The following is a 25374-nucleotide window of genomic DNA, read 5'->3' on the forward strand; positions in this document are numbered from 1 at the left end:
GCGGACTGGGTGAGCCGACCCGGCTCTGGCGACCTTGCGCGCGCCGGGCATCTACCGTGACTCTCGCGCAGCCGGGTGGAACTGTCCAATGAATTGTTGAAAAACGGTTTATAAGCAACTTAAATAATGCTCAGCCCCTTTTGCTCGCCGCCTACTCCGGGAACCGCCCCATGGACCTGAAGCACATCCGCACTTTTGCCGCCGTGGCCCGCGAGGGCAACCTGACGCGCGCGGCCGAGCATCTGCACCTGACCCAGCCCGCGCTCAGCCTGCAGTTGAAGAACTTCCAGGAATCGCTGGACCTGACCTTGTTCTCGCGCACCGCCCAAGGCTTGGCGCCCAATGCCGACGGCCGCGCGCTGCTGCCTTCGGCGCAGCGCATCCTGGACGCGCTGGACGACTTCCAGCGCGCCCTGGGCGCCCTGCGCGACACCGTCCAGGGCGATCTGCGCATTGGCACCATCCTCGATCCGGAATTCCTGCGCCTGGGCGCCACGCTGCAATACCTGGTGGAGCACTATCCCAAGATCCGCCCCACCCTGCGCCACGGCATGTCCGGATCGGTGGCGAAACAGGTACGGGCGGGCGAACTGGACGTGGGTTTTTCCCTCGGCCCGCAAGGACGTGACGCGGCGCCCGCCGGGCTTGAAGCAATGCCGCTCGCCTCCTTCGCCTATTTCGTCGTGGCTCCCAAGGGCTGGGGCGCGCAGGTGGCCGGCCGCGACTGGGCCGCGATCGCCGCCCTGCCCTGGATCTGGACGCCGCCGGATTCGGTGCACCACCGGCTGCTGTCGGACAAGTTCGACGCGCTGGGCGTCGCGCCCAACGCCGTGGCCGAAGTGGACCAGGAAGCGTCGATGCTGGACCTGGTGCGCTCGGGCGTGGGCCTGTCGCTGGCGCGCGACTCCGTCGCGCTGCGCGAATCCCAGGCCAGCGGGCTGGTGCTGGTCAAGGGCCTGGCGATCCAGGCCGAACTCGCCTTCATCACCCAGGCCTCCCGCCGCAGCGATCCCCTGGTCGCCGCTGCCTTCGCCGCCGTCCAGGCGGCGTTTGCCTAGACCGCTGCGCTGCGCCAAACGGGTGCGGCGCCGCACAGGAATATGCACCGCCTTGATGCACGCCGGCCGGGGCGGTGCGACGCGCGACGCGGCCGCAAAAGCGATCCTGAGGCCGCTTTCCCTATGAAGCGCCCGGCGCGCCCACTCGCGCCGCTGACCGCCGGCATCCCTGGCATGGACTTTGCTTGATGATTCATGCGCGGGCCGCAAGGCCGGCGAGACAACTAGAGCAGTAACGGCAATGGCGCCCCGACCGCAAGGTCCAGGGCGCCTTTGCGTTTTCTGAAACCCGAATACCCAAGCCCACGGGGACATCCCATGAAAGTAGCGGCCTCATCCGATTCTCTGCAGACCCTCGTCGTCATCGGCAACGGCATGGTGGGCCACCATTGCGTCGGACAACTCATCGCCGGCGGCGCGCTTGCGCGCTACCGCATCCACGTCTACGGCGAGGAAAGCCGCCGCGCCTACGACCGCGTGCACCTGTCCGAATACCTGAACGGACGCGACGCCGAATCGATGGCGCTGGGCGACGCGGCGCTGTATGAACAGGAAGGCGTGACCGTGCACCTGGGCACGCCGGTGCTGGAGATCGACCGCCGCCGGCGCGAGATCGTGACCGCGCGCGGCCGCGGCGCCTACGACAAACTGATACTTGCGACGGGCTCCTACCCCTTCGTGCCGCCGATCACGGGCGCGGAAGGCGCATCGCGCCTGGTGTACCGCACGCTCGACGACCTGGACCTGATCCGCGCGGCCGCCCACGGCGCGCGCCGCGGCGTGGTGGTGGGCGGCGGCCTGCTGGGGCTGGAAGCCGCCCATGCGCTGAAGTCGCTGAAGCTGGAGGCGCACGTGGTCGAATTCGCGCCGCGCCTGATGCCGGTGCAGCTGGACGAGCAAGGCGGCGCGGCGCTCAAGGCGCGCATCGAGGCGCTGGGCGTGGGCGTGCACCTGTCGCGCGCCACCCAGGACATCAAGCCCGGCACGCAGTACCGCTACCGCATGCGCTTTGCCGAAGGCGCGCCGCTGGAAACCGACCTGATCGTGTTTTCGGCCGGCATCCGGCCGCAGGTGGCGCTGGCGCGCAAGGCCGGGCTGACGCTGGCCGAGCGCGGCGGCGTGGCCATCGACGATCAGTGCCGCAGCAGCGATGAGCACATCTACGCCATCGGCGAATGCGCGGCCTGGAACGGCAGCGTGTTCGGGCTGGTGGCGCCCGGCTACCAGATGGCGCGCACGGTGGCGGCGGCGCTGTGCGGCAGCGGCCAGCAGACATTCAGCGGCGCCGACATGTCCACCAAGCTCAAGCTGCTGGGCGTGGACGTGGGCTCGATCGGCGACGCCCACGGCGCCACGCCCGGCGCGCGCAGCTACCGCTACATCGACGAAGCCGGCGCCGGCTACCGCCGCCTGGTGGTGTCCGCCGACGGCAAGCGCGTGCTGGGCGCGGTGCTGGTGGGCGACAACAGCTACTACGACACGCTGCTGCAATACGTGCAGAACGGCATCGCGCCGCCCGCGGACCCGGCCAGCCTGATCCTGCCGCAGGGCCAGGGTGCGCCGCTCCTGGGCGTGGATGCGCTGCCCGCCGCCGCCACCATCTGTTCCTGCCATAACGTGAGCAAGGGCGCGGTCTGCGCCGCGATCGACGGCGGCTGTGCCGACCTGGCCGCGGTCAAGGGCTGCACCAAGGCGGCTTCCGGCTGCGGCGGCTGCGCCAGCCTGCTCAAGCAGGTGGTCGAACACGAACTGGCCAGCCGCGGCGTGGCCGTGGACAAGAGCCTGTGCGAACACTTTCCCCACACGCGCCAGGAGCTGTACGCCATCGTGCGCGTCAACGGCATCGAATCCTTCGACGAGCTCCTGGCCAGCCACGGGCGCGGCCAGCAGGGTTGCGACATCTGCAAACCCGCGGTGGGCTCCATCCTGGCCTCGTGCTGGAACCGCCCGATCCAGGATCCCCATCTGGTGCCGCTGCAGGACACCAACGACACCTTCATGGCCAACATGCAGAAGAACGGCACCTATTCGGTGGTGCCGCGCATACCCGCGGGCGAGATCACGCCCGACGGCCTGATCGCCATCGGCGCGGTCGCCAAGAAGTACCAGCTGTACACCAAGATCACCGGCGGCCAGCGCATCGACCTGTTCGGCGCGCAACTGCACGAGCTGCCGGACATCTGGGCGGAACTGATCGCCGCCGGGTTCGAGACCGGCCATGCCTACGGCAAGTCCACCCGCACGGTGAAGTCCTGCGTGGGCAGCACCTGGTGCCGCTATGGCGTGCAGGACAGCGTCAAGATGGCGCTGGACATCGAACACCGCTACAAGGGCCTGCGCTCGCCGCACAAGCTGAAGTTCGCAGTATCCGGCTGCACCCGCGAATGCGCCGAGGCGCAGAGCAAGGACATCGGCGTCATCGCCACCGAAAACGGCTGGAACCTCTACGTCTGCGGCAACGGCGGCATGCGCCCGCGGCACGCGGAGCTGTTCGCCACCGACCTGGACGACGCCGCCCTCATCCGCACCATAGACCGCCTCTTGATGTTCTACATCCGCACCGCCGACAAGCTGCAGCGCACCTCGGTCTGGCGCGAATCGCTGGAGGGCGGCCTGGACTACCTGAAGCAGGTGGTGCTGGAGGACAGCCTGGGCCTGTGCGCGGAGCTGGAAGCGCAGATGCAGCTGGTGGTCGACCGCTACGAATGCGAATGGGCCAACGCGCTGAACGATCCGGAAAAGCTCAAGCGCTTCCGCACCTTCGTCAACGACGCCAGCGCCGACCCCGGCATCCGGTTCGTGCGGGAACGCGGCCAGCCCCGACCCGCTCCCGCGCGCGTCATCGCCATTACCGAGGAGATTGCCTGATGGACGCCCTGATCCACGAATCCCAAGACTGGCGACCGGTTTGCCGGCGCCAAGATCTGGTGCCAAATTCCGGCGTGGTGGCGCTGGTGGATGGCGCGCAGATTGCCTTGTTCTACGTGCCGCAAGCCGCGGGCGACGGCGTTTATGCGATCGATAACCGCGACCCCAAGTCCGGCGCCAACGTCATCGGCCGCGGCATCGTCGGCCACGTAGGCGGCGAACTCGTCGTGGCCTCGCCGCTCTACAAGCAACACTTCCGGCTCGCCGACGGCGCGTGCGTGCAGTACCCGGAGCAACGGCTGCGGACCTGGCGGGCGCGCTTGAACGGCGATGCGGTGGAGATCGCCTGAAACGCAACGCCGCCGGCTCAGCCCAGCCCGATGCGCCGGGCGCCCGTCCTGAACAGCGCCTCGGCATCTCCGGCCAGGCGGAAGGCCGCCAGGAAGTCGTCCACGCAGTATGAGGGATGCGTCTTGCGGATCGCGGCCAGCAGGCCGGAGGTCTCATCGTCCTTGCCGGCTATCGCCAGGCAGCAGGCCGCGATCGCCAGGATGTGCACATGGGCGTTGGGGCGGGCCGCCGCCTTCAGCGCCCAGCCGGCGGCTTCCTCGAACCGGCCGAGGCGTACCAACGCCAATGCGCGCACGGCCAGCATGCCGAACAGCAGCGGGTCGTACGGGCTCAGGTCGCGAGAATGGTCGGACGAGCCTATCGCGGCCTCGGCGTCGCCCGACTGGCAATGGACGAAGCCCAGGGTGTAGTGCGCCAGGGCGAAATTCGGGCTCAAATCCACGGCGCGCGTCAACTCGGCCAGCGATTGATCCTGGCTGCCGCGCAGCCATAGCGCCCGGCCCATGGCCCAATGCGCCGCCGGGTCGCGGTCATCGGCGATCAGGCCCTGGCCGGCGGCTTCGAACGCCATGTCGATGGCCGGCGCCTGCTCGCCCCAACGCTGGAACGCGTCCTGCCAATGGGTGAATGACAAGCCCGCGTAGGCCCGCGAGAACGTCGGATCGAGCCTCAAGGCCATCTCGAAAAAGTGCCGCGCCTGCTCGTTGTCGGCGCGGTTGAAGCGGTACATATGCCACAGGCCGCGGTGATGGGCCTGCCAGGCGTCCAGGGAGTTCGGCGGCTTCAGAATGGCCCGGTTGCGCTCGGCGGCCTCGATTTCGATGTCGATGGCGGCCACGATCCGGTTGCCGATTTCGTCCAGGGCCAACAGGGCATCGTCCAGCTGCCGGTCGTAGACGTCCGCCCACACGATGCGCGCGGTCCGGGCTTCTATGAGTTCAACGGCTACGGCGATGCGGTCTTGCCGACGCTGCAGCCACCCGCTCACGACATAGTCCACATTGAGCGTGCGGCCGGCCTCGTCGGGTCCCACGTTGCGCTGGTCCAGCGCGAACACCGTGCCTTGCGCTATGACGAACAGGCTGCGCAGCTTGGCCAGCCGGGTGATGATGTCATAGGCCAGTCCATCGGCCAGCCCGCCGCGCACGCCGGCCTGCGCCGAGCGGTCCACGAAAGGCATCACCGCGATCGACGCGCGGCCCGCGCGCTCCGCGGACGCCGCCTCTGACGCCGCTCCTGGCGCCGCCTCGAGCCGCGGCGTCTCGCTTGCCCGCCCCCTCAGATTCCGCCACGTATCGCGCAAGGGCCGCCAGTCCAGCCCGTCCGCCTCGAAGGCGCGGACCGCCGCGGCCAGATGCTCCTCGCCTTCGCGCCATTGACCGCGCTGCGCCAGCAAGCCCAGCAGCAGCTCATGCGCACGCCGGTCGAAGGGCGCGAGCTGCAGCCACTTGTCCAGGCAGGCGAAGGTATCGCCCGACCCTGCCGGAAGGCTGGCCGCCAGATGTTCCAGGACCGCGGCATGGCAGGCCCTCAAACGCCGGCGCTGCGCGGTCAGCCAGTTGTTGAAAAAGGGGTTGCGGTCGATCTCCAGCCCCTCGAGGAAATCGCCCGAAAACAGCGCGGCCAGCGCTTGCAGCCGCCCGCAGTCCAGCTGGGCGATGCCCTGCTGCATCGCGCTGCCGATTTCGATGGCGTCGACGTGGCAGTCGACGAGGTCCAGCCTCACCGTGTCCTGCACGGTCTCCACCCTGCGCCGGCCGGGCTCGTCCAGCAGAGTCCTGGCCTTGCTGAGACACCAGCGCAGCTCGCCGCGCGGATCGTTGGGAACGTCCCACAGCAGTTCGCACAGATGCGCGCGTTGCACGGGATGCGGGGCCAACGCCAGATAGGCAATGAGCGCGCGCAGCTTGCGCGACGGCGGCAGCGCCAGGGCCGTGCCCGCCCGGCTGATCGCCATGGGTCCGAGCAGGCGCAACCGGACCTCGCCGCCGGCGACGGAACCGGACGGCTGCGCGGGGCCGGCCGAACCCTCGGCCGATTCCACGCCGGCTACCACGCCCGCCTCCATGGCCCGCTCTTAACTTGGATTCCGGGAAGCACGGCACACGCAAACCCGCGCGGCGCCGGTTGCGGTTCCCCGGCAGGCCCGCATCGCGCACTGCCGCATACACAGAGCCTTAACGGAGACAGACCATGTCCATTTCCTCCCTCGCCACCAGCCCCGTGCGCGATTCCGCGCAGCCCGACCTGGCCGCCTTGAAGACACGCCAGCAGGGCACCTGGGCTTCCGGGGACTATGCCGTAGTCGGCACCACGCTGCAGATCGTAGGAGAACAGCTGTGCGAATCGCTGGACGTCCGCGCCGGACAGAAGGTGCTTGATGTCGCCGCCGGCAACGGCAATGCCTCGCTGGCCGCCGCCCGCCGCTGGTGCGATGTCGTTTCGACCGACTATGTGCCCGCGCTGCTGGGACGCGGCCGCGAACGCGCCGCCGCCGAGCACTTGAAGATCGAATTCCAGGAAGCCGACGCCGAGGCCCTGCCGTTCCCGGATGGCGGATTCGACGCGGTCGTCTCGACCTTCGGGGTGATGTTCACCCCCGACCAGGACCAGGCGGCCGCCGAAATGGTCCGCGTCTGCCGCGCTGGCGGCAAGATCGGCCTGGCCAACTGGACGCCTGACGGTTTCATCGGCCAGGTCTTCAAGACCATCGGCAAGCATCTGCCGCCGCCCGCCGGGGTCAAGTCGCCGGCGCTGTGGGGCACCCGGGCGCGCATCGACGAAATGTTCGGTCCGCATGCCTCGTCGATCCAGGCCGAGCCCCGCCACTTCGTGTTCCGCTACCGCTCCCCGGAACACTGGCTGCAGGTCTTCAAGACCTACTACGGCCCCCTGCTCAAGGCGTTCGGCGCATTGGACCCGGCGGCGCAAGCCACGCTGACCAGCGACCTCATGGTGCAAATAGACCGGTATAACCGCTCTGGCGATGGCACGATGGTCGTACCCAGCGAATACCTGGAGATCGTGGTGACGCGCCGGTGACCGGACCTTGATGCCTGGCTTGGGCCGGTCCGGGCCATCCACGCGGACAGCGGACGGGAAGCGATCCATGGCGCAACGCCTTCACGGCCGCCCGCGGAATGGCCCGGGCGGCCGATGTAGAGCAACCATACGATGAGGTAGGCAATGGCGTGCCGGCCATTGCCGGACGGGGTGCGAGCCCTTATGCGGAATCATACGCCCGCCATGGCTCGCGCGCCGCTATAGCGCCGAGGCCAGCGCGTACTCCATATACAGCTGCCGCAGCTCGCGGCACACGGGTCCGGGCCGGCCCGTGCCGATGGGCTGGCCGTCCAGCTCGATGACCGGCAGCACGAAGTGCAATGCCGACGTCAACACCAGCTCCGTCGCCCGCCGGCATTCGTCCAGCGTGAACTTGCGTTCTTCCACCGCCACCCCGCGCTTGGCGGCCAACGCCAGCACCGCGGCGCGCGTGCAGCCCGGCAGTATCTCGCGCGACAAGGGCCGCACCACGATCCGTCCTTGCGCATCCACCAGCAGCGCGCTCGACGACGAGCCTTCCGTCACCACGCCGTCGGCATCGACCATCAACGCCTCGAACGCGCCCGCGCCCTGCGCGGCCTGCTTGGCCAGCACCTGGGCGATCAGCGACACGCTCTTGATGTCGCGCCGCTGCCAGCGCATGTCCGGCACGCTTGCCACCCGCACGCCAGATTCCGCCAGCGGATTCACGCGCAAGGACTTCTGGCTGACGTACATCATCACGGTGGGCTCGACGTCGGCGGGAAAAGCGAAGTCGCGCTTGCTGTCCGCGCCGCGCGTCACCTGCACATAGACGGACCCTTCGCGCAAGCCGTTGCGCACCACCAGTTCGCGGCAACGCGCCAGCAGCGTGTCGCGCGGCAGCGGATTGCGGATGCCGACTTCGGCCAGGCTGCGCGCCAGGCGGGCGGCGTGCCGCTCGAACTCCAGCAGCAGGCCGTCGATCACCGCGATCACCTCATAGACGCCGTCGCCAAAAAGAAAGCCCCGGTCCAGCGCCGGGATGACGGCCTGCTCGGCCGGAACAAGACTGCCGTTGATATGGAAAATGGAGGACATGGAAGTTCTTGTGGGTAAGGGAAATCAGTGGCTGATGATGCGGGACAGGAAGGCGCGCGAGCGCGCCGACGCGGCGTTGCCGAAGAACGCCTCGGCGCTGGCGTCGTCGACGATCTCTCCGGACTCCATGAACACGACGCGGTCGGCGACGCGGCGCGCGAATCCCATTTCGTGCGTGACGACCATCATGGTCATGCCGTCGCGCGCCAGCCCCGTCATTACGTCCAGCACTTCGCCGATCATTTCCGGATCCAGCGCCGAAGTCGGCTCGTCGAACAGCATCACCACCGGGTCCATGGCCAGCGCCCGCGCAATCGCGACCCGCTGCTGCTGGCCGCCCGAAAGCTGTCCCGGATGCTTGCCGCCATGCGCCGCCACGCCGACGCGCTCCAATAGCGTGGCCGCCTTCTCCAAAGCCTGCGCGCGGCTGCGGCCCAGCACGCTGACTTGCCCCAGGCAGACGTTCTCCAGCACCGTCAGATGCGGGAACAGCTCGAAATGCTGGAACACCATGCCGACGCGGGCGCGCAGCTTGGGCAGGTCCGTGCCGGGCGCGCCCACGTCGGTGCCGTCGACCACGATGCGGCCCGCATCGAAGGGTTCCAGCCGGTTCACGCATTTGATCAGCGTGGACTTGCCCGACCCGGACGGCCCGCAGACCACCACGACCTCGCCGCGCCGCACGCGCAGCGAACATTGCTTGAGCACCGGCAGATCGCCGTAGCGCTTGCCGACCTGTTCGATCTCGATCATGTATGTAGACTCCTCATGGAAACAGCTTCAGGCCCCGATCCGGGCGCGCAGCGCCCGCACGCCGCGCGAAGCGGTGAACGAGATCACGAAAAACACCAGCGCCACCAGCATGTACATCTCCACCAGGCGGTTGTCGCGCTGCGCGATCTTGGTCGCGGCTCCAAGGAAATCCGTGAGCGACAGGACATAGACCAGCGCCGTTTCCTGGAAGATGACGATCACCTGCGTCAGCAGCACCGGCAGCATGTTGCGGAACGCCTGCGGCAGGATCACCTTGCGCAGCACCTGTCCGTGGGTGAGGCCCAGGGCGCTGCCCGCCGCATACTGGCCATGCCCCACGCTGCCCACGCCTGCCCGGATGATCTCGGAGAAATACGCGGCCTCGAACAGGATGAAGGTAATGAAGGCCGACCCCATGGCGCCCAGCACGATGGGCCGCTCAGCCCCCGTAACCGCCTGCAATGCGTAAGGCAGGATGAAATAGATCAGGAAGATCACCAGCACCAGCGGCAGCGAGCGGAACAGGTTCACATACACCGTGGCGGGCCAGGCCAGCAGACGGCCGCCGTACAGCCGCGCAATCGCCAGCAAGGTGCCCAGCAGCAGGCCGCCCACGGTCGACGTGAAGGTCAGCAGCAAGGTAAAGCGCAGGCCCGACAGGATCAGGTACGGCAGCGCGTCGACGATGGCTTGCAGGTCGAAATCCGTCATGCCCTGCCCCCTTTCGCCGCACGCCCGCCGACTGCGCGCCCCGGAATGCGCAACTTGTATTCGAGCGCCCGCATCACCACGATCACAATCAGGTTGAGCGCCAGATAGGCCATGGTCGCGGTCAGGAACGCCTCGAACACCTGGAACGAAAACTCCTGCATCGCATGGGCCTGGGCGGTCAGTTCCGCCAGCCCGATGGTCAGCGCCACCGAAGTGTTCTTGATGGTGTTCAGGCAATCCGAAGTCATGGTGGGCAGGACCGTGCGCAGCGCATTCGGCAACAGCACGTGCCAGTACAGCTGGGGCAAGGTCAGTCCCAGCGCCAGGCCCGCGTTGCGCTGCCCTTTGGGCAGGGCCTCGATCCCGGCGCGCAGCTGTTCGCCGATGCGCGCCGACATGTACATGCCGATGGCCAGCGCCGCCGTGTAGAAGGACGCGTCGGGCAACTGCTTGATCCAGTCTCCGGCCGCGGCAGGCAGCAGCTCCGGCAAGACGAAGTACCACAGGAACATCTGCACGATCAGCGGGACGTTCCGGAACACTTCCACATAGACGGCCCCCGCCGCGCGCACCCCGCGGTAGGGCAGCGTGCGCGCGACGCCGACCGCCAGGCCCAGCGCCAGCGCGATCAGCCACGCCAGCGCCGCGGTCTTGACCGTCACGCTCAACCCGTCCAGCAGGGTTTGCAGATAGGTTTGCCCGCCATCGGGCGACGGGGCCAGCAGCACGCCCCAATTCCATTGATATGCCATGCTTTTCTCGATGATCAGGCCGCGCGCGGTCCCGGCCCCCGGGGCGGGGCCGCGCATCGGCGTATTGCGGCAGGTTCCGGGCCTAGCGGTAGGCGGCGGGATCGCCCGAATCGGTGGGCGTGGCGACCACGCGCTTGAGCGCCTCGCTCATCGCCACGTTCAGGTTGATGCCCTTGGGCGGCAGCGGGCTGCGGTACCAGCGGTCATACAACGCCCGGAACTCGCCGCTGGCATAGAGCGTCTTGATGGTGTCGTCCACCAGCGCCTTGAACTGCGGATCGTCGCGGCGCAGCATGATGGCGTAGGGTTCGATCGACAGAGACTCGTCGGACACCTCGTAGCGGTCCGGCTGCTTGGCGTTGGCGATCAGGCCGTAGAGCAGGATGTCGTCCATGACGAAAGCGGCGGCGCGGCCGGTCTCGACCATCAGAAAGCCTTCCGCGTGTTCCTTCACGGGCACGATCCTCATGCCCAGCCCGCGCTTTTCGTTCAGCTCGTTAATCTGGCGGATGTTCGCGGTCCCGGAGGTAGAGGCCACGACCTTGCCCTTCAGATCGTCGACGCTGCGCAACTTGGAGGACTTCTGGCTGAGGAACCGGTTGCCGGTGACGAAGGTCGTGACCGAGAACGCCACCTGCTGCTGGCGGTCCAGGGTGTTGGAAGTCGAGGCGCATTCCAGGTCTATGGTGCCGTTGCCCATCAGCGGAATGCGCGTGGCGGAGGTGACGGGCAGATACTTCACCTGGATGTCGCTGCGCTTCAGACGGGCCTGCACCGCGCTGACGATGCGATTGCAGATGTCGATCGAGTAGCCGACAGGCTTCTGGTTGCCGTCGTAATAGGAAAACGGAATCGAGGTCTCGCGATGGCCGATGGTGATCGCGCCGGTGTCCGCGACCTTCTTCAGCGTGCCGTCCAGCTGCTGGGCCGCGACGGGGCCTGCCATTGCAACCGTCAATGCCGCGATCAATGCCTTGATGGAAAGTGCCATGCTTTTCTCCTTGGGATTCATGTACTTGTGGGGTGCTGCGCAGGACTCGCCGCCGAGCGCGCCCGTCTCCCTGCCGTGGCGGGAGCTTCGGGCGCGGCCAGTCAACGTTGGGTATAGAGGTTGAACACGCGCTCCACCGGCTCTTGGGCTGGTCCCTGGCGGCGCGCATACATGCAGATCTGCATCGGGACGGCGCAGCGCCTGTCCTTGATCGCCACGATCTCTCCCGCGTCCACCGACACCCGGGCGCTGGACTCGGGCAGCCACGCCAAACCCACGCCGGCGCTGACCAGCGTGCGGGCGCCGTCCACGAAATCGGTTTCGCAGACGCGCTGCAGGACGGGGCGTTGCAAGAGGTCGCCGCAAGACAGGTCGACCAGCCGCCGGAAATAGGCGCCCTGGGCGTGCGACACATAGGGGTAACGCGCGGCAGAATCGGCGTCGTACAGTGCGGTCTCGTCCACCGGCATCGTGGCGGGGCGGAACAGGCGCAGGAAGTCGGGCTCCATGCCGGTCCTCATATAGGCTTGCGGATCCAGCTGTATGTCTTCCGCGGCGTGGCGAAAGCACACCAGCAGGTCCACCACGCCGGCCGCCAGCCACTCGACCGAATCATGCACATTGCCCACATGCAGGCGCAGCGACTCGACCCCGCTCTCTTCCTTCCAACGGACGCACCAGCCCGGGAAGTGCGAGGTTGCCAGGCAATGGGGCATGGCCACCCTGAGGACCGCGCCGTCATGGCCGGTGACGCCGGCCTCGCCGCGCGCATCCACCACCTTGCGCACGATTTCGGCGGCGTTGGAACGGAACTGTTCGCCCGCCGCCGTCAGACGCAAGGGAAAGCAGCCGCGGTCGATCAGCGCGGCGCCCGCCCAGGTTTCCAGGGACTGGATGCGGCGGCTGAATGCCGACTGCGATACATGCCGCAGCTCAGCCGCCGTGGTGAACTGTCCGCATTCCGCCAAGGTCAGGAAATCCTGGAACCAACGTAGATCCATTGCAACCGCCGCGCCGTCAGAGTGAATGCGAGGCAGTATAGGGACCGCGCCCGGCGGGCTTATGCATAGTTTGCATAACGCCCCCGCAGTCAGGGTTACTCCCGACTTTTCCGTCTAGGGCAGGTTTTCCCGGAAGATCACCTGGCTGCGCGCCAGCTCCACCCCGTTCATCGGACTGCGCTTGTCGCGCAGGTTGCAGAAGATGCGCACGCAGCTCATCAGCGCCTCCATCGGGCTTTGCGTGATGACGGCGTCCATGGTGCCGTCGATCAGCAGCGCGCGGGTGTCGGGCGTGAGGCCGTGACCGATGAAGACCACCCGGTGTTGCTGCCCGGCTTCCTTCAGCGCGCGCGCCACGCCATCCGAGGCTCCGCCGATGTTGTAGATGCCGGCCAGCTGCGGATACTGCTCCAGCAGCTGGCGGGTCTGCTCGTAGTTGCGCTGCGCGTCGTCGTAGCCTTCGCGCAGGTCCACCACCTGCATGGCCTGGAACTGTTCGGCGTACAGCTGCAGGAAGCCGCCTTCCCGCTCTTCGTGGGCGCGGTAGTGGCGCGACCCGGCGATCAGCGCCACGTGCGCCGCGCGCGACCCGATAAAGCGTGCGATCAGGTAGCCCGCGGTGCGCCCGGCCGCGCGGTTGTCCAGGCCCACATAGGCCACGCGGGCGCTGTTGGCCAGATCGGAGATCAGCGTCACCGCCGGCACGCCCTGCTGCGCCAGCAGGTTGACGGCCTCGCGCACCGCCGGATGCTCCAGCGCCATGAAGGCGATGCCGTCGGCGCGCTTGCCGTGCTTGGCCAGGGCCTGCGCCAGCGCATCCGGATTGAAGCTCTCCACGTACTCGACCTGGCACCTGGCGTTGAGCGGCCCGAAGTGCTCCTGCGCATAGCTCACGGTATCGCCCAGCATGCGCAGGTAGCGGTTGCTGCCGCGCGGCAGCAGGAACACCAGCCGCAAGGGTTCCGGCGCCGCGGCCGCACGGACCTCCTGTTCCGGCAGATAGTCCAGTTCGATGGCCGCCTTGAAGACTTTCTGGGCGGTACTGGCGCGCACGCCGGGCCTGCGGTTCAGGACCCGGTCGGCCGTGGCGGTGGACACTCCTGCGCGCTCCGCCACATCGGCCAGACGCGCGAGCTTGCGTTCGGGAGGCATGCGATTCACATCAAAATCCATCATTAATCAGGTTTGACGATATTGGCAACGATTCACTATTGTCCACTCTGCCGCATGGTACTGGCGCTGTTGTGGCACATCAAAAAACATCATAACCAAGATTATGGAGACAACCATGAAGCTGCTGACACGCCGTAGCGCCCTGCGCCGCCTTTGCGCGGTTCCCGCCGTCGCCCTGACCTCGGGCTTCCCGCTGATCGCCCGCGCCGCCGACTACACGCTCAAGTACGGCAACAACCTGCCGGTCACGCACCCGCTGAACATCCGCGCCCAGGAAGCCGCCGAACGCATCCTCAAGGAAAGCAACGGCCGCGTGGACATCAAGATCTTCCCGAACAACCAGTTGGGCGGGGACACCGACATGCTGGCCCAGGTGCGCTCGGGCGGCATCGACTTCTTCACCCCTTCCGCACTGGTCATCGCGACCCTGGTGCCGGTGGCGGCGATCAATGCCGTGGGCTTCGCCTTCAAGGACTACAACCAGGTCTGGAGCGCCATGGACGGCGCGCTGGGCGCCCACGTGCGCGCCGCCATCGCACAGCGCCGCCTCTACGCCTTCGAAAAGATGTGGGACAACGGCTTTCGCCAGACCACCAGCAGCAAGGCGCCGGTCAAGTCCGCCGCCGACATGGAAGGGCTGAAGATCCGCGTGCCGGTCAGCTCGCTGCCGATCTCCATGTTCAAGGGCCTGGGCGCCGCCCCCGCCAGCCTGCAGTTCAGCGAGGTCTATTCCTCGCTGCAGACCAAGGTGGTGGACGCGCAGGAGAACCCCTTGCCCATCATCCAGGTGGCCAAGCTGTACGAAGTGCAGAAATACTGCTCGCTCACCAACCACATCTGGGACGGCTACTGGTTCATCGCCAACGGCCGCATGTGGGAAGGCCTGCCGCAGGACCTGAAGACGGTGGTGGCGCGCGGCATCAACGAGGCCGGCCTCGCCCAGCGCGAAGACATCAAAAAGCTCAATGCCTCGGTGCAGTCGGACCTGGAGGGCAAGGGCCTGCTGTTCAACCAGCCGTCGGCCGACAGCTTCCGCGAGCAATTGCGCGCGGCCGGCTTCTACAAGGAATGGCAGGGCCGCTTCGGCAACGAAGCCTGGACCCTGCTGGAGCAGGCCGTCGGCAAGCTGGCCTGAGGACGCGCCATGTCCTCCCTGTCCGCTCCCCACGCCGCGCCGCAGGCGCTGCCGGCCCATCCGCTGCGCCGCGCCGCCGGCGCCCTAGACGCGCTGCTGGGCAGCGTGGTCGAACACGTGGCCGCGGCCATCGTGCTGATCGAGATCGCCGTGTTGTTCGCGGGCGTCGTCGCGCGCTACGCCTTCCACAGCCCGCTGGTCTGGTCCGACGAGCTGGCGTCCATCCTGTTCCTGTGGCTGTCGATGCTGGGCGCGGTGGTCGCCCTGCGGCGCGGCGAACACATGCGGATGACTGCGCTGGTCAACAACGTCAGCCCCGCGCGCCGCGCCCAGCTGGAAACGCTGGCGCTGGCCGCATCGCTGGCCTTCCTGGCGCTGATCCTGGCGCCCGCCGTGGAGTACGCGCATGAAGAACACTTCATCATCACGCCCGCGCTGGAGCTGAGCAACGCCTGGCGCGCCGCCGCGATTCCGGTGGGCATGGGACTGATGGCGGTGGTGGCGCTGCTGCGCCTCCTGCGCACCCAGACCGCGCCGCAAATGCTGGCGGCGCTGGCGGGAGCCGCGGCGGTGGTCGCGCTGTTCTGGGTGGCGCAGCCCCTCTTCGCCACGTTGGGCAAGCTGAACCTGCTGATCTTCTTCGTGGGCATCGTCGCCGCCACGGTGTTCTCGGGCGTGCCCATTGCCTTTTCGTTCGCGCTGGCCACGTTCTCCTACCTGGCCCTGACCACCAACACGCCCATGGTGGTGATGGTGGGCCGGCTGGACGAGGGCATGTCGCATTTGATGCTGCTGGCGGTGCCGCTCTTCATCTTCCTGGGTTCGCTGATCGAGATGACCGGCATGGCGCGCGCCATGATCCAGTTCCTCGCCAGCCTGCTGGGCCACGTGCGCGGCGGACTGTCCTATGTGCTGATCGGCGCCATGTACCTGGTGTCCGGCATCTCGGGATCCAAGATCGCCGACATGGCAGCCATCGCGCCCGTGCTGTTCCCGGAAATGCAGAAGCGCGGCGCCAAACCCGGCGACCTGGTGGCGCTGCTGTCGGCCACCGGCGCGCAGACCGAGACCATTCCGCCGTCCATCGTGCTCATCACCATCGGCTCGGTGACCGGCGTGTCCATCGCCGCGCTCTTCACGGGCGGGCTGCTGCCGGCCGTGGTGCTGGGCCTGGCCCTGTGCTCGGTGGTGTGGTGGCGCTACCGCAAGGAAGACCTGAGCCTGGCGCAGCGCTTCAGCGCCCGCGAGATCGGACGCTTCTTCGTCATCGCCCTGCCCGCCGTGGCCCTGCCCTTCGTGATCCGCGCCGCGGTCGTCGAAGGCGTGGCCACCGCCACCGAGGTCTCGACCATCGGCATCGTGTATTCGGCAGTGGTCGGCCTGCTGATCTACCGGCGCTTCGACTGGGCCCGCTTGAAGCCCATGCTGATCGAGACCGCCTCGTTGTCGGGCGCCATCATGCTGATCGTGGGCTGCGCCACCGCCATGGCCTGGGCGCTGACGCAGTCCGGCTTCTCCGGCGACCTGGCCAAGCTGATGGCCGGCATGCCCGGCGGCAGCTACGGCTTCCTGGCCGTCTCCATCGTAGCCTTCATCATCCTGGGCAGCGTGCTGGAAGGCATACCCGCTATCGTGCTGTTCGGCCCGCTGCTGTTCCCGATCGCGGCGCAGGCCGGCGTGCACGAAGTGCACTACGCCATGGTCGTGATCTTCGCCATGGGCATAGGCCTGTTCGCGCCGCCCTTCGGCGTGGGCTACTACGGCGCCTGCGCCATCAGCCGCGTCGATCCCAACGAAGGCATAGGCCCGATCTGGGGCTACGTCGCCGCGCTGCTGGTGGGCCTGGTGATCGTCGCTGCCTTCCCCTGGTTCTCCATCGGTTTCCTGTGAGGTCCGCGGCCCGCAGCGGGCCGCATCCTCCCGACATCCTCAAACCTCTCCCGCAAAGAATCCATCATGAGTCGTTTCCTGGGCGAAATCCGCCAACTCGGTTATGTGGTCCACGACATCGAAGCCGCCATGGACTACTGGAGCAGCACGCTGGGCGTGGGGCCCTGGTACTACAACCCGCGCGTGCCCATCGTGAACTACCAGTACGACGGCGAGCGCCACGAACCGCACAACTCGGTGGCGCTGGCGAATTCCGGCTTCGTGCAGGTCGAGCTGATCCAGACCCGCAACGACGTGCCCTCCATGTACCGCGACTTCCTGCAGGCCGGCCGCACCGGGCTGCAGCACGTGGCCTATTGGACCGAAAGCTACGACGCCGACCTGGAGCGCCTGCTGGCGCAGGGCTTCAAGCCCAAGATGAGCGGCGAAGTGGGCGAGAAAGGCCGCTTCATCTACTTCGACACCGAGTACCACCCCGGCACCGTGATCGAGCTGTCCGAAGTGGCCGGTCCCAAGGGCCGCCTGTTCGACCTGATCCGCGACAGCGCCCGGGATTGGGACGGCAAGGACCCCGTGCGCCCCTTCCCCGATCTGAACCGGATCTGATCCCTTACCTGCCACCTCCGCCATGAATTCCCAATCGTTTACCGCCACCTACCTGATCGAAACCCCGCTGGACCCCGGCAAGGTCGCGGAGATCATGGCTGGCGAGCAATCCTGCGGCACCTTCACGCGGGTGCAGGGCGAAACCGACGAACTGCGCGCCCGCGCCCGGGCGCGGATCGAGTCCATCGAACCCCTGGAGTCCGCATCCGCGCCCAGCCTGCCCAACGCCTGGCTGGCGCGGCAGCCGGGCGGCATGCCTGGCCGCTGCCAGCGCGCCCGCGTGCGCATCGCCTTTCCCGTCGCCAACGTCGGCGCCAACCTGCCGACGCTGGCGGCCACGGTAGGCGGCAACCTGTACGACCTGGGCGAAGTCACGGGCCTGCGCCTGGAAAGCATGGAACTGCCGGCCAACTACCGCGCCCAGTTCGACATGCCGCGCGCGGGCATTGCCGGCACGCGGCAACTGACCGGCGTGGCGCATGGCCCGCTGGTAGGCACCATCATCAAGCCCAACGTCGGCCTGTCGCCCGAGCAGACCGCGCATCTGGCGGCGCAGCTGTGCAATGCAGGCGTGGACTTCATCAAGGACGACGAGGTCTGCGCCAACCCTGCCCACGCGCCGCTGGCGCAACGCGTCGCCGCCGTCATGGCGGTGGTGCGCGCGCACCGCGAGCGCACCGGACGGCAGGTCATGGTGGCGTTCAACATCAGCGACGAGACCGACGCCATGCGCCGCCACGCCGACCTGATCGAACGCGAAGGCGGCTCCTGCGTCATGGCCAGCCTGAACCATTGCGGCTACTCGGCCATCCAGACCTTGCGACGCAGCACCCCGCTGGCGCTGCACGGCCACCGCAACGGTTACGGCGCGCTGTCGCGCCACCCCATGCTGGGCGTGGGCTTCCAGGCTTACCAGACGCTATGGCGGCTGGCCGGCGTGGACCATATGCACGTGCACGGCCTGCAAGGCAAGTTCGCCCAGGAAGACGCCGAAGTCGTCGAGTCCGCGCGCGACTGCCTGGCCTCGCTGACTCCCGGGATCGATGACCCCGTCATGCCGGCGTTTTCGTCCGGCCAATGGGCTGGCACCGTGCCCGCCACCTGGGCCGCCGTGCGCAGCGACGATCTGCTGTTCATGTCCGGCGGCGGCATCCTCGCCCACCCGGACGGACCCGCCGCAGGCGTGCTCAGCATCCGCCAGGCCTGGCAGGCCATGCGCGACGGCGAGCGCCTGGAAGACTACGCGCGCAACGCCCCGGAACTGCGGCGCGCCATCGAGTTCTTCGGCAGCCGCGCATGAGTTCAGCGGCGCAAGACGCAACGCGGCCGCGGCTGGGCTGGTACGGCGACGACTTCACCGGCGCCACGGATACGCTGGCCGAAACCGCGCGCGCCGGCCTGCGCAGCCTGCTGTTCCTGGGCGTGCCGACGCCGGACCAGCTGCGCCGCGCCGGACCGCTGGACGCCATTGGCATCGCCGGCGCGGCGCGCGGCATGGCGCCAGCCGAAATGCAGGCCGAACTGCAGGCCGTGGGCCGCTACATGGCGGGTGCGGGCGTGCGCGTTCTGCATTACAAGTGCTGCTCCACCTTCGACAGCGCGCCGCACGTGGGCAGCATCGGCGCCGCCGTGCGCGAACTGCGCCGCCACATGCCCAACCCGCTGGTGCCTATCGTGGGCGGGCAGCCCAGCATCGGCCGCTATTGCAGCTTCGCCCAGCTGTTCGCGCGCGCGGGGTCCGCGCCCGAGATCCATCGCATCGACCGCCATCCGGTCATGAGCGCGCATCCCGTCACTCCCATGCACGAAGCCGACCTGCGCCTGCACCTGGCGGCGCAAGGCTTGGCGGACATCCGCTCCTTGCCGCACACGGCCTACCCGCGGCTGCGGCGGGCGGCGGATGCGCCGCTGCTGGACGACTGGATCGACCAGGTCATCGAAAGCACCGACGGACCGCTGCTGCTGGACCTGGTCGACGAAGAACAGCTGGCCATCATCGGCCGGCTCATCTGGCGCGCGGCGTCCTGCCTGCCGTTACTGGCGGTCGGCCCCAGCAGCGTGCAGCAGGCGCTGGCCCGTGCCACGCCAGCCGGCGGCGGCAGCGCCGCAGCCGCGCCGCTGCAACCGGCCTCGGGTCCCGTGCTGGCGGTCGCCGGCAGCCTGTCTCCGGTCACGGCCAGGCAGATCGCCGCGTGCCGGCAATACCAGCTCCAGCCGCTGCAGGCGCAACGGCTCTTGCAAGACCCAGCCTACGCCGCCCAGCAAGCCCAGTTGGCCGCCGCCACGCTGGCCCAGGGGCGTAACGTGCTGGCGCACACCGACCGGCCCGCCCAGCTCCTTGCACCCCATCAGACCGCCGCGACCGCCCGCGCCACCGGTCAACTGGTGGCGGATATCGTGCGCGCCAGCGCGCAAGCCGGCGCGCCCCTGTCGCGCATCGGCATCGCCGGCGGCGACACCTCCAGCCAGGCGACGTTGGCCCTGGGCGTCTGGGGCCTGGCGTTCCGCTGCGTGCTGGCGCCCGGCGTGACGGTCAGCCTGACGCGCAGCGATGACCCTGTGACCGACGGCATTGAACTGATGCTCAAGGGCGGACAGATGGGCGGCGATCTGCTGTTCGATGAGTTGGCGTCGGGAGCGGCCTGAGCCGGCATGACGCGCCACGGCGCGCCATGCCCTCAGAACTTGTGCCGGATGCCTAGCGCCAGGGCGGCCTGGCTGTCCTTGCCCGGGGGTAGCGTGGCAAGCGGCGCAAAGTTCAGCGCGGAGTTACGCGCATAGGCGCCGACCGCATACAGGTCTGTGCGCTTGGACAGCCCGCTGTAAAGCAGCTGCAAGACATGCTGTTTGGGATTCGGCGGATTTCCTCCCCCTGCGTCGGCCTTCACGTCGTCGTAGTAAAACGCGGCAGTGACCTGCAGGACCCGCGAAAGGCGGTACCCGACTCCGATCCACCACATGTCGTCGCGCTGGTTCAAGCTGCCTCGGGCCGTCTTGTCCTGCGCCCAGCGGTAGCCCGCCGTCAGGTGCCAAGGATCCGGCGCGTAGGAAGCGCTCAAGGCCAGCTTGCGCAGCCGGTTCGACGCGGTTGTCGGCTTTGCGCCGCCGGCCTCGTCGTAGACTGCCGCCAGGCCAAACAGGCCGGACAGGTAGCTCGCTCCCCCGCCCCAGGCCGACCGCTGATAACGCGTGCCCGCCGCATCATCGAGCTGGTAATGCGCCTGCGCCGACAGCGCCCCCGTCCCGACGCGATACTTGACCAAGTTGTCGTGACGCACACCACCCAAGAGAGCCCCCGAAGGCTCGTAGGCCGGCGCGTAGGCCTGAGGCACCATCGGGAACAACAGGCTGAACATGCTGGTGTATTGCCTTCCCAAAGTCACCATGCCGTAGGGGCTGTTCAGACCCAGGAAAGCCTGGCGGTTGAACGGCCGTCCCTCCTCGGCCATGGTTCCCGTATGCGTATTCAAGCCGCCTTCAAGCGTGAAAACAGCCTGCATCCCGCCACCCAGGTCCTCCACTCCCTGCATACCCCAACGGGAACCCGACAAACCGCCGGAGCCCATCCGCATCGAGGATCCGCCGGACGAAGACGATCGCCCCGCCGACGCGCCGCGCTTCTTGTTATCGATGTTGTTGCTCTTGTACTCGATATACGTGTCCGCTATTCCGTAAAACTTGAGACTGGACTGCGCGAACACCGCAGGCGAGTGCGCGGCATAGACAGCCAATGCCGCGCACATCGCCGGGACCTTGAATTGCTTGCCACACTTCCTGTATTGCTTTCCATACTTCATGAACCACCCCCTTTGAAAATCGTTATGTTTGCCGTGGCCGGCAATAGGCCAGCCCCAGGACACTGCAACTCTCGGCGCCACGCGAACCGGTGCTCGAACGGCCTCGGACTACAGGTTGGTCAGCTTTGCCAGATAGTTTTCTTCGGTGCCATGCAGATCCTGATCCTGCGTCGCCAATGCCAGGATTCCCCGCTTATGCCTACTACTCCCGCGTCGATATCGGACTGATTCCCGCGTATTGGAGGAAGACATTCCTGCTCATCCTTCCCGCCCCTTGCGACTGCACCAAAGCGTCTGTTCTTTTCTGTGCCACGCCTGTCTCCGTCGCTATAATCAGCCGCGATATTGACATCGCCAAACCCCGCAATTAAAGGGTCGCGCCGGAAATAAACGGTTTCGTTGCGGGAAAGAATATGAATCGCCTGGTCGCAATGAATGTCTTCTGCAAGGTCGTCGAACATGGAAGCTTTACGATCGCTGCAACGCGCTTGAACATGTCCACCGCCTCGGTGAGCAAGAACGTTTCTGCGCTGGAAGACCACATAGGCACGCCGCTGCTTGCGCGCACCACTCGCCGCATCGTGCTCACCGATGCGGGCAAGACCTACTACGAAAAATGCACCCGCATCCTCGAAGATGTGGAAGAAGCCGAACGCACCGCGGGGCAGGTACAGACCACGCCACGGGGCATCCTGAAGGTGCGCGCGCCGATCGCCTTCGGCGCGGCGGATCTGGGCCGCCTGATCACGGAATTCACCGCGATCTTTCCCGAGGTCACCGTTGAAATGACACTCAACGACAAGTATCTCGACCCGGCGGACGAAGACATCGACGTCGCGCTGTATATCGGCGCAACCCCCAAGCATTTCGCGGCGGGCGCCCAGACCATCGCCACCCTGCCCAGGGCGCTGGTCGCCGCGCCGACCTATCTAAAACGCCAGGGCACCCCAAAGGACATCCGGGATCTCGCCAGCCATCAGTGCCTGATCTATAAGCGCGGCGCCAACCACAACGAATGGCGCTTTACGCGAGACGACCTGAAGCAAACCGTGCATGTCAGCGGCCCCCTGCGCAGCAACAACAGCCTGACTCTGCGCGACGCAACGCTGAACGGCGCCGGTATCGGACTGCTGCCCGCTTATCTGGTCGCGCAGGACCTGGCCGACGGCCGTCTCATGTCCCTGCTGCCGGATTGGCAGCCCGCGGAGCGAAACCTGTATGCCGTGTACCCGCAGCCGCGGCGCTCATCGCCCAAGGTGCGCGAGTTCATCAATCTGTTGGCCAGCAGCCTGGACCTGGGTGCTGCTTGCTCACGCTAGCAGCGGGTTATGCTGCCGACGCGCCCGCCTTTGCGGGTTCCTACGATCAGGAGACTTGCCCACATGAACTGGCCGATACGCGCTTGCACCATGGCAGCGATCGCCCTCTGCGCGTCCGCGGCTGTTTCCGCCGCCGCCCCTGCGAATCAGGCCGAATGGACCACTGGCGCAATGCGCAAACTGCAAAGCCATCTGGAAATGCCCAGGGAAGCGTACGAACTTGACGGTCCCCTAAGCCTGCGCCTGCGCCTCACTGTCCTGCGGGACGGCAAGATCGACGCGGTGGACCTCGCCAGTTCCTCGGGGTATGTCGCCATCGACAAGGCCGCGGTCCGCATGGTCCGGCGCGCCAGCCCGCTGCCCGCCTTCACCAGCGACATGCAGGCCGACAGGGAAATCCTGATGCTGCCGGTGCGGTTCCAGATGATCGAGGAGCCCGCCAGCGACGCCGAGCGCCGCTACGCCGACCGGACGCGCGGATTCGGCGTCACCGTGCCCGCTGCCTATCGGATCGTGAAGAGCGGCAAATCCGACGAATTCGATGTGCTGGTCGAGATCGTCCGCGCCAACGGCGCGCCGCAAGCCGCGGGCGCGGCCGGCTACCTGTGCGCCGTCGGCTTCAGCACGCCGCGCAAATCGCTGAAGACGCATCCCGGCGCCGAAGCGCCGCTCTCTGCCGCCGAGCGCATGGCTGCGGCCGAAGCGATCCTGGCCGCGCAGGGCGAATCGCCCGAGCAGCGCAGCGGCTTCGAGTTGCAGGGCGCCAAGGGCATCGACTATGTCGCGCCCGCGGGCGCAGGACCGGATGGCACGCGCCTGCTGGAATACAACGCCTTGCTGGATACCGCGACGCTGCGCGTCGCGATGCGCTGCACCGCGACTGCCGAGGACATGCCGGCAGGCCTGCCCGCGTTCCGCAAGATACGGGACGGCATCAGCCTGGGCGGGCATACGGCTGCACCGGCCGCGCGCTAATCCAACATTTCGAAGTACGGCGCCATGCGCTCGCGCGACCTGAGAATGTGGTCGCGCATGGCATCCTGAGCGCCATCGGCATCACGCTCGCTCAGCGCCCGCACGATGCGTGCATGCTCGGTCACGGCTTCTTCCGTGACCCTCGAGTGGAAGCGCAGTCGGAACAGATGGGTATGCGCGTACAGCCGGGCCAGCGCTTCGGCAAGCAGTTCATTGCCGCTCTGCTCCGCGATCCAGGAGTGGAACTGCGCGTCCAGCACGGCGAATTTTCCATAGGCCACGCGCGCATCATCGGCGCTCGGGGCGCTCATTGCCGCAGACAGCGCCGCCAGTTCCTGCAGTGACGCGTCCGTCATGCGTTGCGCCGCCAGCCCGGCACCGAATGGCTCCAGCTGCAAGCGCAGTTCGTACATCTGCTCGAAACGCCTGCGCGTAGGCATGGGCGCCGCGCTGTATCCCACGTGATGCGTCTTGACGACCAGCCCTTCGGTTTCAAGCCGGATCAGCGCGGCGCGTATCGGCGTTTGCGATACGCCTAGCTCACGCACCAGCGCATCGACCGCGATGCGCATGCCGGGCGCGATCTTCAGGGAAATGAGCTGCGACAGCAGCGTTTCATAGACCTCGTCGCCCAACGACCGCACGCGCTCGCCCAGGCGCTGGCCGGCCGCGGGCATGGTCGAGGGTACGGCTGCGGAACCGCGAGAGAGTGTCGTCATGGTTGTTTCACCCGATTTGCCAACTATGTGTTGACGTCCAATTTGTTACGAGGTTAGCATAAATCAGATCGTATTTCAGATCCGATCGGATTTAACAACTTAACGACACTATGACGACAACGATAAAAATGGGGGAGGCAAGGCAGGTTTGCATCCGCGCGCTGGAACTGGCCGGAGCCCCGACCGACCACGCTGCGACGCAGACCGACCTGCTGCTTGAAGCCGAATTGCGCGGGCGCGCGTCCCACGGCCTGCTACGCCTGCCGCGCATCATCGAACGCATCCACAACGGCGTGGCCGACCCGAAAACCCGCGGCACGGCCGTCTGGCGCTCCCCAGCTTTCCTGGACATGGATGGCGAACGCGGCCTGGGGCCGGTGATCGCGCTGGCGGCCCTGGAGCAGATCCGCGAACGCGCCCGCGAGACCGGAATCGCCATCGCCGCGGTCAGCAACAACAACCATATCGGCATGCTGGCGCTCTACGCGGAAAGCGCGGCGCGCGAAGGCCAGATCCTTTTGGCCCTGTCGACCAGCGAAGCCCTGGTCCATCCCTGGGGCGGCCGTCAAGCCCTGATCGGCACCAACCCGATCGCTATCGGCGTACCCACCGCGGACGAACCGTTCGTGCTGGACATGGCCACCAGCCAGGTCGCCATGGGCAAGATCCACGACTACGCCAACCATGGCCGGCCACTCGAGCCGGGCTGGGCGCTCGACGGCGCCGGCAACCCCACCACGGATGCCGAAGCTGCCAAAGCGGGCGCACTGGCCCCCTTCGGTGAAGCCAAGGGTTACGCGCTGGGCCTGGCGTTCGAAGTGCTGGTCGCCAGCCTGACGGCATCCGCGCTGGGCAACGCCGTCAAGGGCACGCTGGATTCCCGCGAGATATGCAACAAGGGCGACGTCTTCATCGCGATCGAGGCCGGGTCGGGCGGGATTGCCAGCCGCGTCACGAGCTACCTGGATGACATCCGCGCCTGCCCTGCCCTGCTGCCCGGGCGGCCCGTCGCGGTGCCAGGCGATCGGGCGCGCACCGAACGCCGCCTGCGGCTGGATGCAGGCATCGAACTGGCCGACGAGGTCTGGCGCCGCATCCTCGACCTGGCGCAATGCGCCGCCTGAATTTCCCCAGACACCCTTTCAAGGATCCA

23 protein-coding genes are annotated in these 25374 nt (G+C 67.3%); 12 read left to right on the forward strand and 11 right to left on the reverse strand.

Annotated features, from left to right (window positions below):
• The first annotated feature begins 170 nt into the window (after nt 1–170).
• The 3 genes from AC1RHV_RS06305 to nirD all read left to right on the forward strand — a co-directional run bounded on the left by AC1RHV_RS06305 (nt 171) and on the right by nirD (nt 4276).
• Nucleotides 171–1058 carry a LysR family transcriptional regulator gene (locus tag AC1RHV_RS06305; RefSeq protein ID WP_054456237.1) on the forward strand — a complete coding sequence of 296 codons (888 nt, stop codon included), beginning with the start codon at nt 171–173 and terminating at the stop codon, nt 1056–1058.
• A 318-nt stretch (nt 1059–1376) separates the two neighbouring features.
• Nucleotides 1377–3926: a nitrite reductase large subunit NirB gene (nirB, locus tag AC1RHV_RS06310; RefSeq protein ID WP_492300126.1), complete on the forward strand. Its 2550-nt coding sequence runs from the start codon at nt 1377–1379 to the stop codon at nt 3924–3926.
• Nucleotides 3926–4276: a nitrite reductase small subunit NirD gene (gene nirD / locus AC1RHV_RS06315; protein ID WP_054456235.1), complete on the forward strand. Its 351-nt coding sequence runs from the start codon at nt 3926–3928 to the stop codon at nt 4274–4276. Before nirB ends, nirD begins: the two co-directional genes overlap by 1 nt.
• A gap of 17 nt (nt 4277–4293) precedes the next feature.
• Here the strand turns inward: nirD and AC1RHV_RS06320 are convergent, their stop codons facing one another.
• The gene (locus tag AC1RHV_RS06320) at nt 4294–6345 is read right to left on the reverse strand and encodes a transcriptional regulator (protein WP_492300128.1); all 2052 of its coding nucleotides are present in this window, start codon (nt 6343–6345) and stop codon (nt 4294–4296) included.
• A 125-nt stretch (nt 6346–6470) separates the two neighbouring features.
• Between AC1RHV_RS06320 and AC1RHV_RS06325 the strand changes: the two genes are divergently transcribed.
• Nucleotides 6471–7319 carry a class I SAM-dependent methyltransferase gene (locus AC1RHV_RS06325; RefSeq protein ID WP_054456233.1) on the forward strand — a complete coding sequence of 283 codons (849 nt, stop codon included), beginning with the start codon at nt 6471–6473 and terminating at the stop codon, nt 7317–7319.
• A 219-nt stretch (nt 7320–7538) separates the two neighbouring features.
• Here the strand turns inward: AC1RHV_RS06325 and AC1RHV_RS06330 are convergent, their stop codons facing one another.
• The 7 genes from AC1RHV_RS06330 to AC1RHV_RS06360 form a co-directional block, all read right to left on the reverse strand.
• Nucleotides 7539–8399, reverse strand: coding sequence for a D-amino acid aminotransferase (locus AC1RHV_RS06330; protein WP_460361174.1), 861 nt, complete (start codon nt 8397–8399; stop codon nt 7539–7541).
• A 24-nt stretch (nt 8400–8423) separates the two neighbouring features.
• Nucleotides 8424–9152, reverse strand: coding sequence for an amino acid ABC transporter ATP-binding protein (locus AC1RHV_RS06335; protein ID WP_175162230.1), 729 nt, complete (start codon nt 9150–9152; stop codon nt 8424–8426).
• Nucleotides 9153–9179: 27 nt separating this feature from the next.
• Nucleotides 9180–9863: an amino acid ABC transporter permease gene (locus AC1RHV_RS06340; protein WP_054456230.1), complete on the reverse strand. Its 684-nt coding sequence runs from the start codon at nt 9861–9863 to the stop codon at nt 9180–9182.
• Complete coding sequence (locus AC1RHV_RS06345; protein ID WP_492300129.1) at nt 9860–10615, reverse strand: amino acid ABC transporter permease; 756 nt, start codon at nt 10613–10615, stop codon at nt 9860–9862. Before AC1RHV_RS06345 ends, AC1RHV_RS06340 begins: the two co-directional genes overlap by 4 nt.
• Before the next feature lie 82 nt (nt 10616–10697).
• Nucleotides 10698–11606: a transporter substrate-binding domain-containing protein gene (locus AC1RHV_RS06350; RefSeq protein ID WP_492300131.1), complete on the reverse strand. Its 909-nt coding sequence runs from the start codon at nt 11604–11606 to the stop codon at nt 10698–10700.
• A 101-nt stretch (nt 11607–11707) separates the two neighbouring features.
• Complete coding sequence (locus AC1RHV_RS06355; protein ID WP_125470654.1) at nt 11708–12607, reverse strand: LysR family transcriptional regulator; 900 nt, start codon at nt 12605–12607, stop codon at nt 11708–11710.
• Nucleotides 12608–12721: 114 nt separating this feature from the next.
• A complete protein-coding gene (locus AC1RHV_RS06360; protein ID WP_054456227.1) occupies nt 12722–13783 on the reverse strand; it encodes a LacI family DNA-binding transcriptional regulator in 1062 nt (353 codons plus the stop codon).
• Between the two features lie 112 nt (nt 13784–13895).
• On the opposite strand from AC1RHV_RS06360, the gene AC1RHV_RS06365 reads away from it, so the two are divergent.
• From AC1RHV_RS06365 to AC1RHV_RS06385, 5 genes are all read left to right on the forward strand, one after another.
• Nucleotides 13896–14915, forward strand: coding sequence for a TRAP transporter substrate-binding protein (locus AC1RHV_RS06365; RefSeq protein WP_054456226.1), 1020 nt, complete (start codon nt 13896–13898; stop codon nt 14913–14915).
• 9 nt (nt 14916–14924) lie between these two features.
• Nucleotides 14925–16805 carry a TRAP transporter large permease gene (locus tag AC1RHV_RS06370; RefSeq protein WP_054456225.1) on the forward strand — a complete coding sequence of 627 codons (1881 nt, stop codon included), beginning with the start codon at nt 14925–14927 and terminating at the stop codon, nt 16803–16805.
• A gap of 66 nt (nt 16806–16871) precedes the next feature.
• The gene (locus AC1RHV_RS06375) at nt 16872–17411 is read left to right on the forward strand and encodes a VOC family protein (protein ID WP_175162222.1); all 540 of its coding nucleotides are present in this window, start codon (nt 16872–16874) and stop codon (nt 17409–17411) included.
• Nucleotides 17412–17433: 22 nt separating this feature from the next.
• Nucleotides 17434–18711, forward strand: coding sequence for a ribulose-bisphosphate carboxylase large subunit family protein (locus AC1RHV_RS06380; RefSeq protein WP_119451258.1), 1278 nt, complete (start codon nt 17434–17436; stop codon nt 18709–18711).
• Complete coding sequence (locus AC1RHV_RS06385) at nt 18708–20057, forward strand: four-carbon acid sugar kinase family protein (RefSeq protein ID WP_492300132.1); 1350 nt, start codon at nt 18708–18710, stop codon at nt 20055–20057. Before AC1RHV_RS06380 ends, AC1RHV_RS06385 begins: the two co-directional genes overlap by 4 nt.
• A 32-nt stretch (nt 20058–20089) precedes the next feature.
• On the opposite strand, the gene AC1RHV_RS06390 is transcribed toward AC1RHV_RS06385, so the two are convergent.
• Nucleotides 20090–21208 (reverse strand): porin, encoded by a 1119-nt coding sequence (locus tag AC1RHV_RS06390; RefSeq protein ID WP_192492073.1) that lies wholly within the window; start codon nt 21206–21208, stop codon nt 20090–20092.
• Between the two features lie 119 nt (nt 21209–21327).
• Nucleotides 21328–21669, reverse strand: coding sequence for a hypothetical protein (locus AC1RHV_RS06395; protein ID WP_166738284.1), 342 nt, complete (start codon nt 21667–21669; stop codon nt 21328–21330).
• On the opposite strand from AC1RHV_RS06395, the gene AC1RHV_RS06400 reads away from it, so the two are divergent.
• Both AC1RHV_RS06400 and AC1RHV_RS06405 read left to right on the forward strand, forming a co-directional pair.
• Nucleotides 21640–22527 carry a LysR family transcriptional regulator gene (locus AC1RHV_RS06400; protein WP_492300800.1) on the forward strand — a complete coding sequence of 296 codons (888 nt, stop codon included), beginning with the start codon at nt 21640–21642 and terminating at the stop codon, nt 22525–22527. The two genes, AC1RHV_RS06395 and AC1RHV_RS06400, sit on opposite strands and share 30 nt — an antisense overlap.
• Before the next feature lie 63 nt (nt 22528–22590).
• Entirely contained in the window at nt 22591–23502 is a 912-nt protein-coding gene (locus AC1RHV_RS06405) for a TonB family protein (RefSeq protein WP_492300134.1), read from the forward strand.
• On the opposite strand, the gene AC1RHV_RS06410 is transcribed toward AC1RHV_RS06405, so the two are convergent.
• Nucleotides 23499–24221 (reverse strand): GntR family transcriptional regulator, encoded by a 723-nt coding sequence (locus tag AC1RHV_RS06410; RefSeq protein WP_119451254.1) that lies wholly within the window; start codon nt 24219–24221, stop codon nt 23499–23501. The genes AC1RHV_RS06405 and AC1RHV_RS06410 overlap by 4 nt on opposite strands.
• Nucleotides 24222–24349: 128 nt before the next feature.
• Between AC1RHV_RS06410 and AC1RHV_RS06415 the strand changes: the two genes are divergently transcribed.
• Nucleotides 24350–25345, forward strand: coding sequence for an Ldh family oxidoreductase (locus AC1RHV_RS06415; protein WP_119451253.1), 996 nt, complete (start codon nt 24350–24352; stop codon nt 25343–25345).
• Nucleotides 25346–25374 lie beyond the last annotated feature (29 nt).

The organism is Achromobacter sp. GW823-FHT04E03, assembly GCF_058796095.1.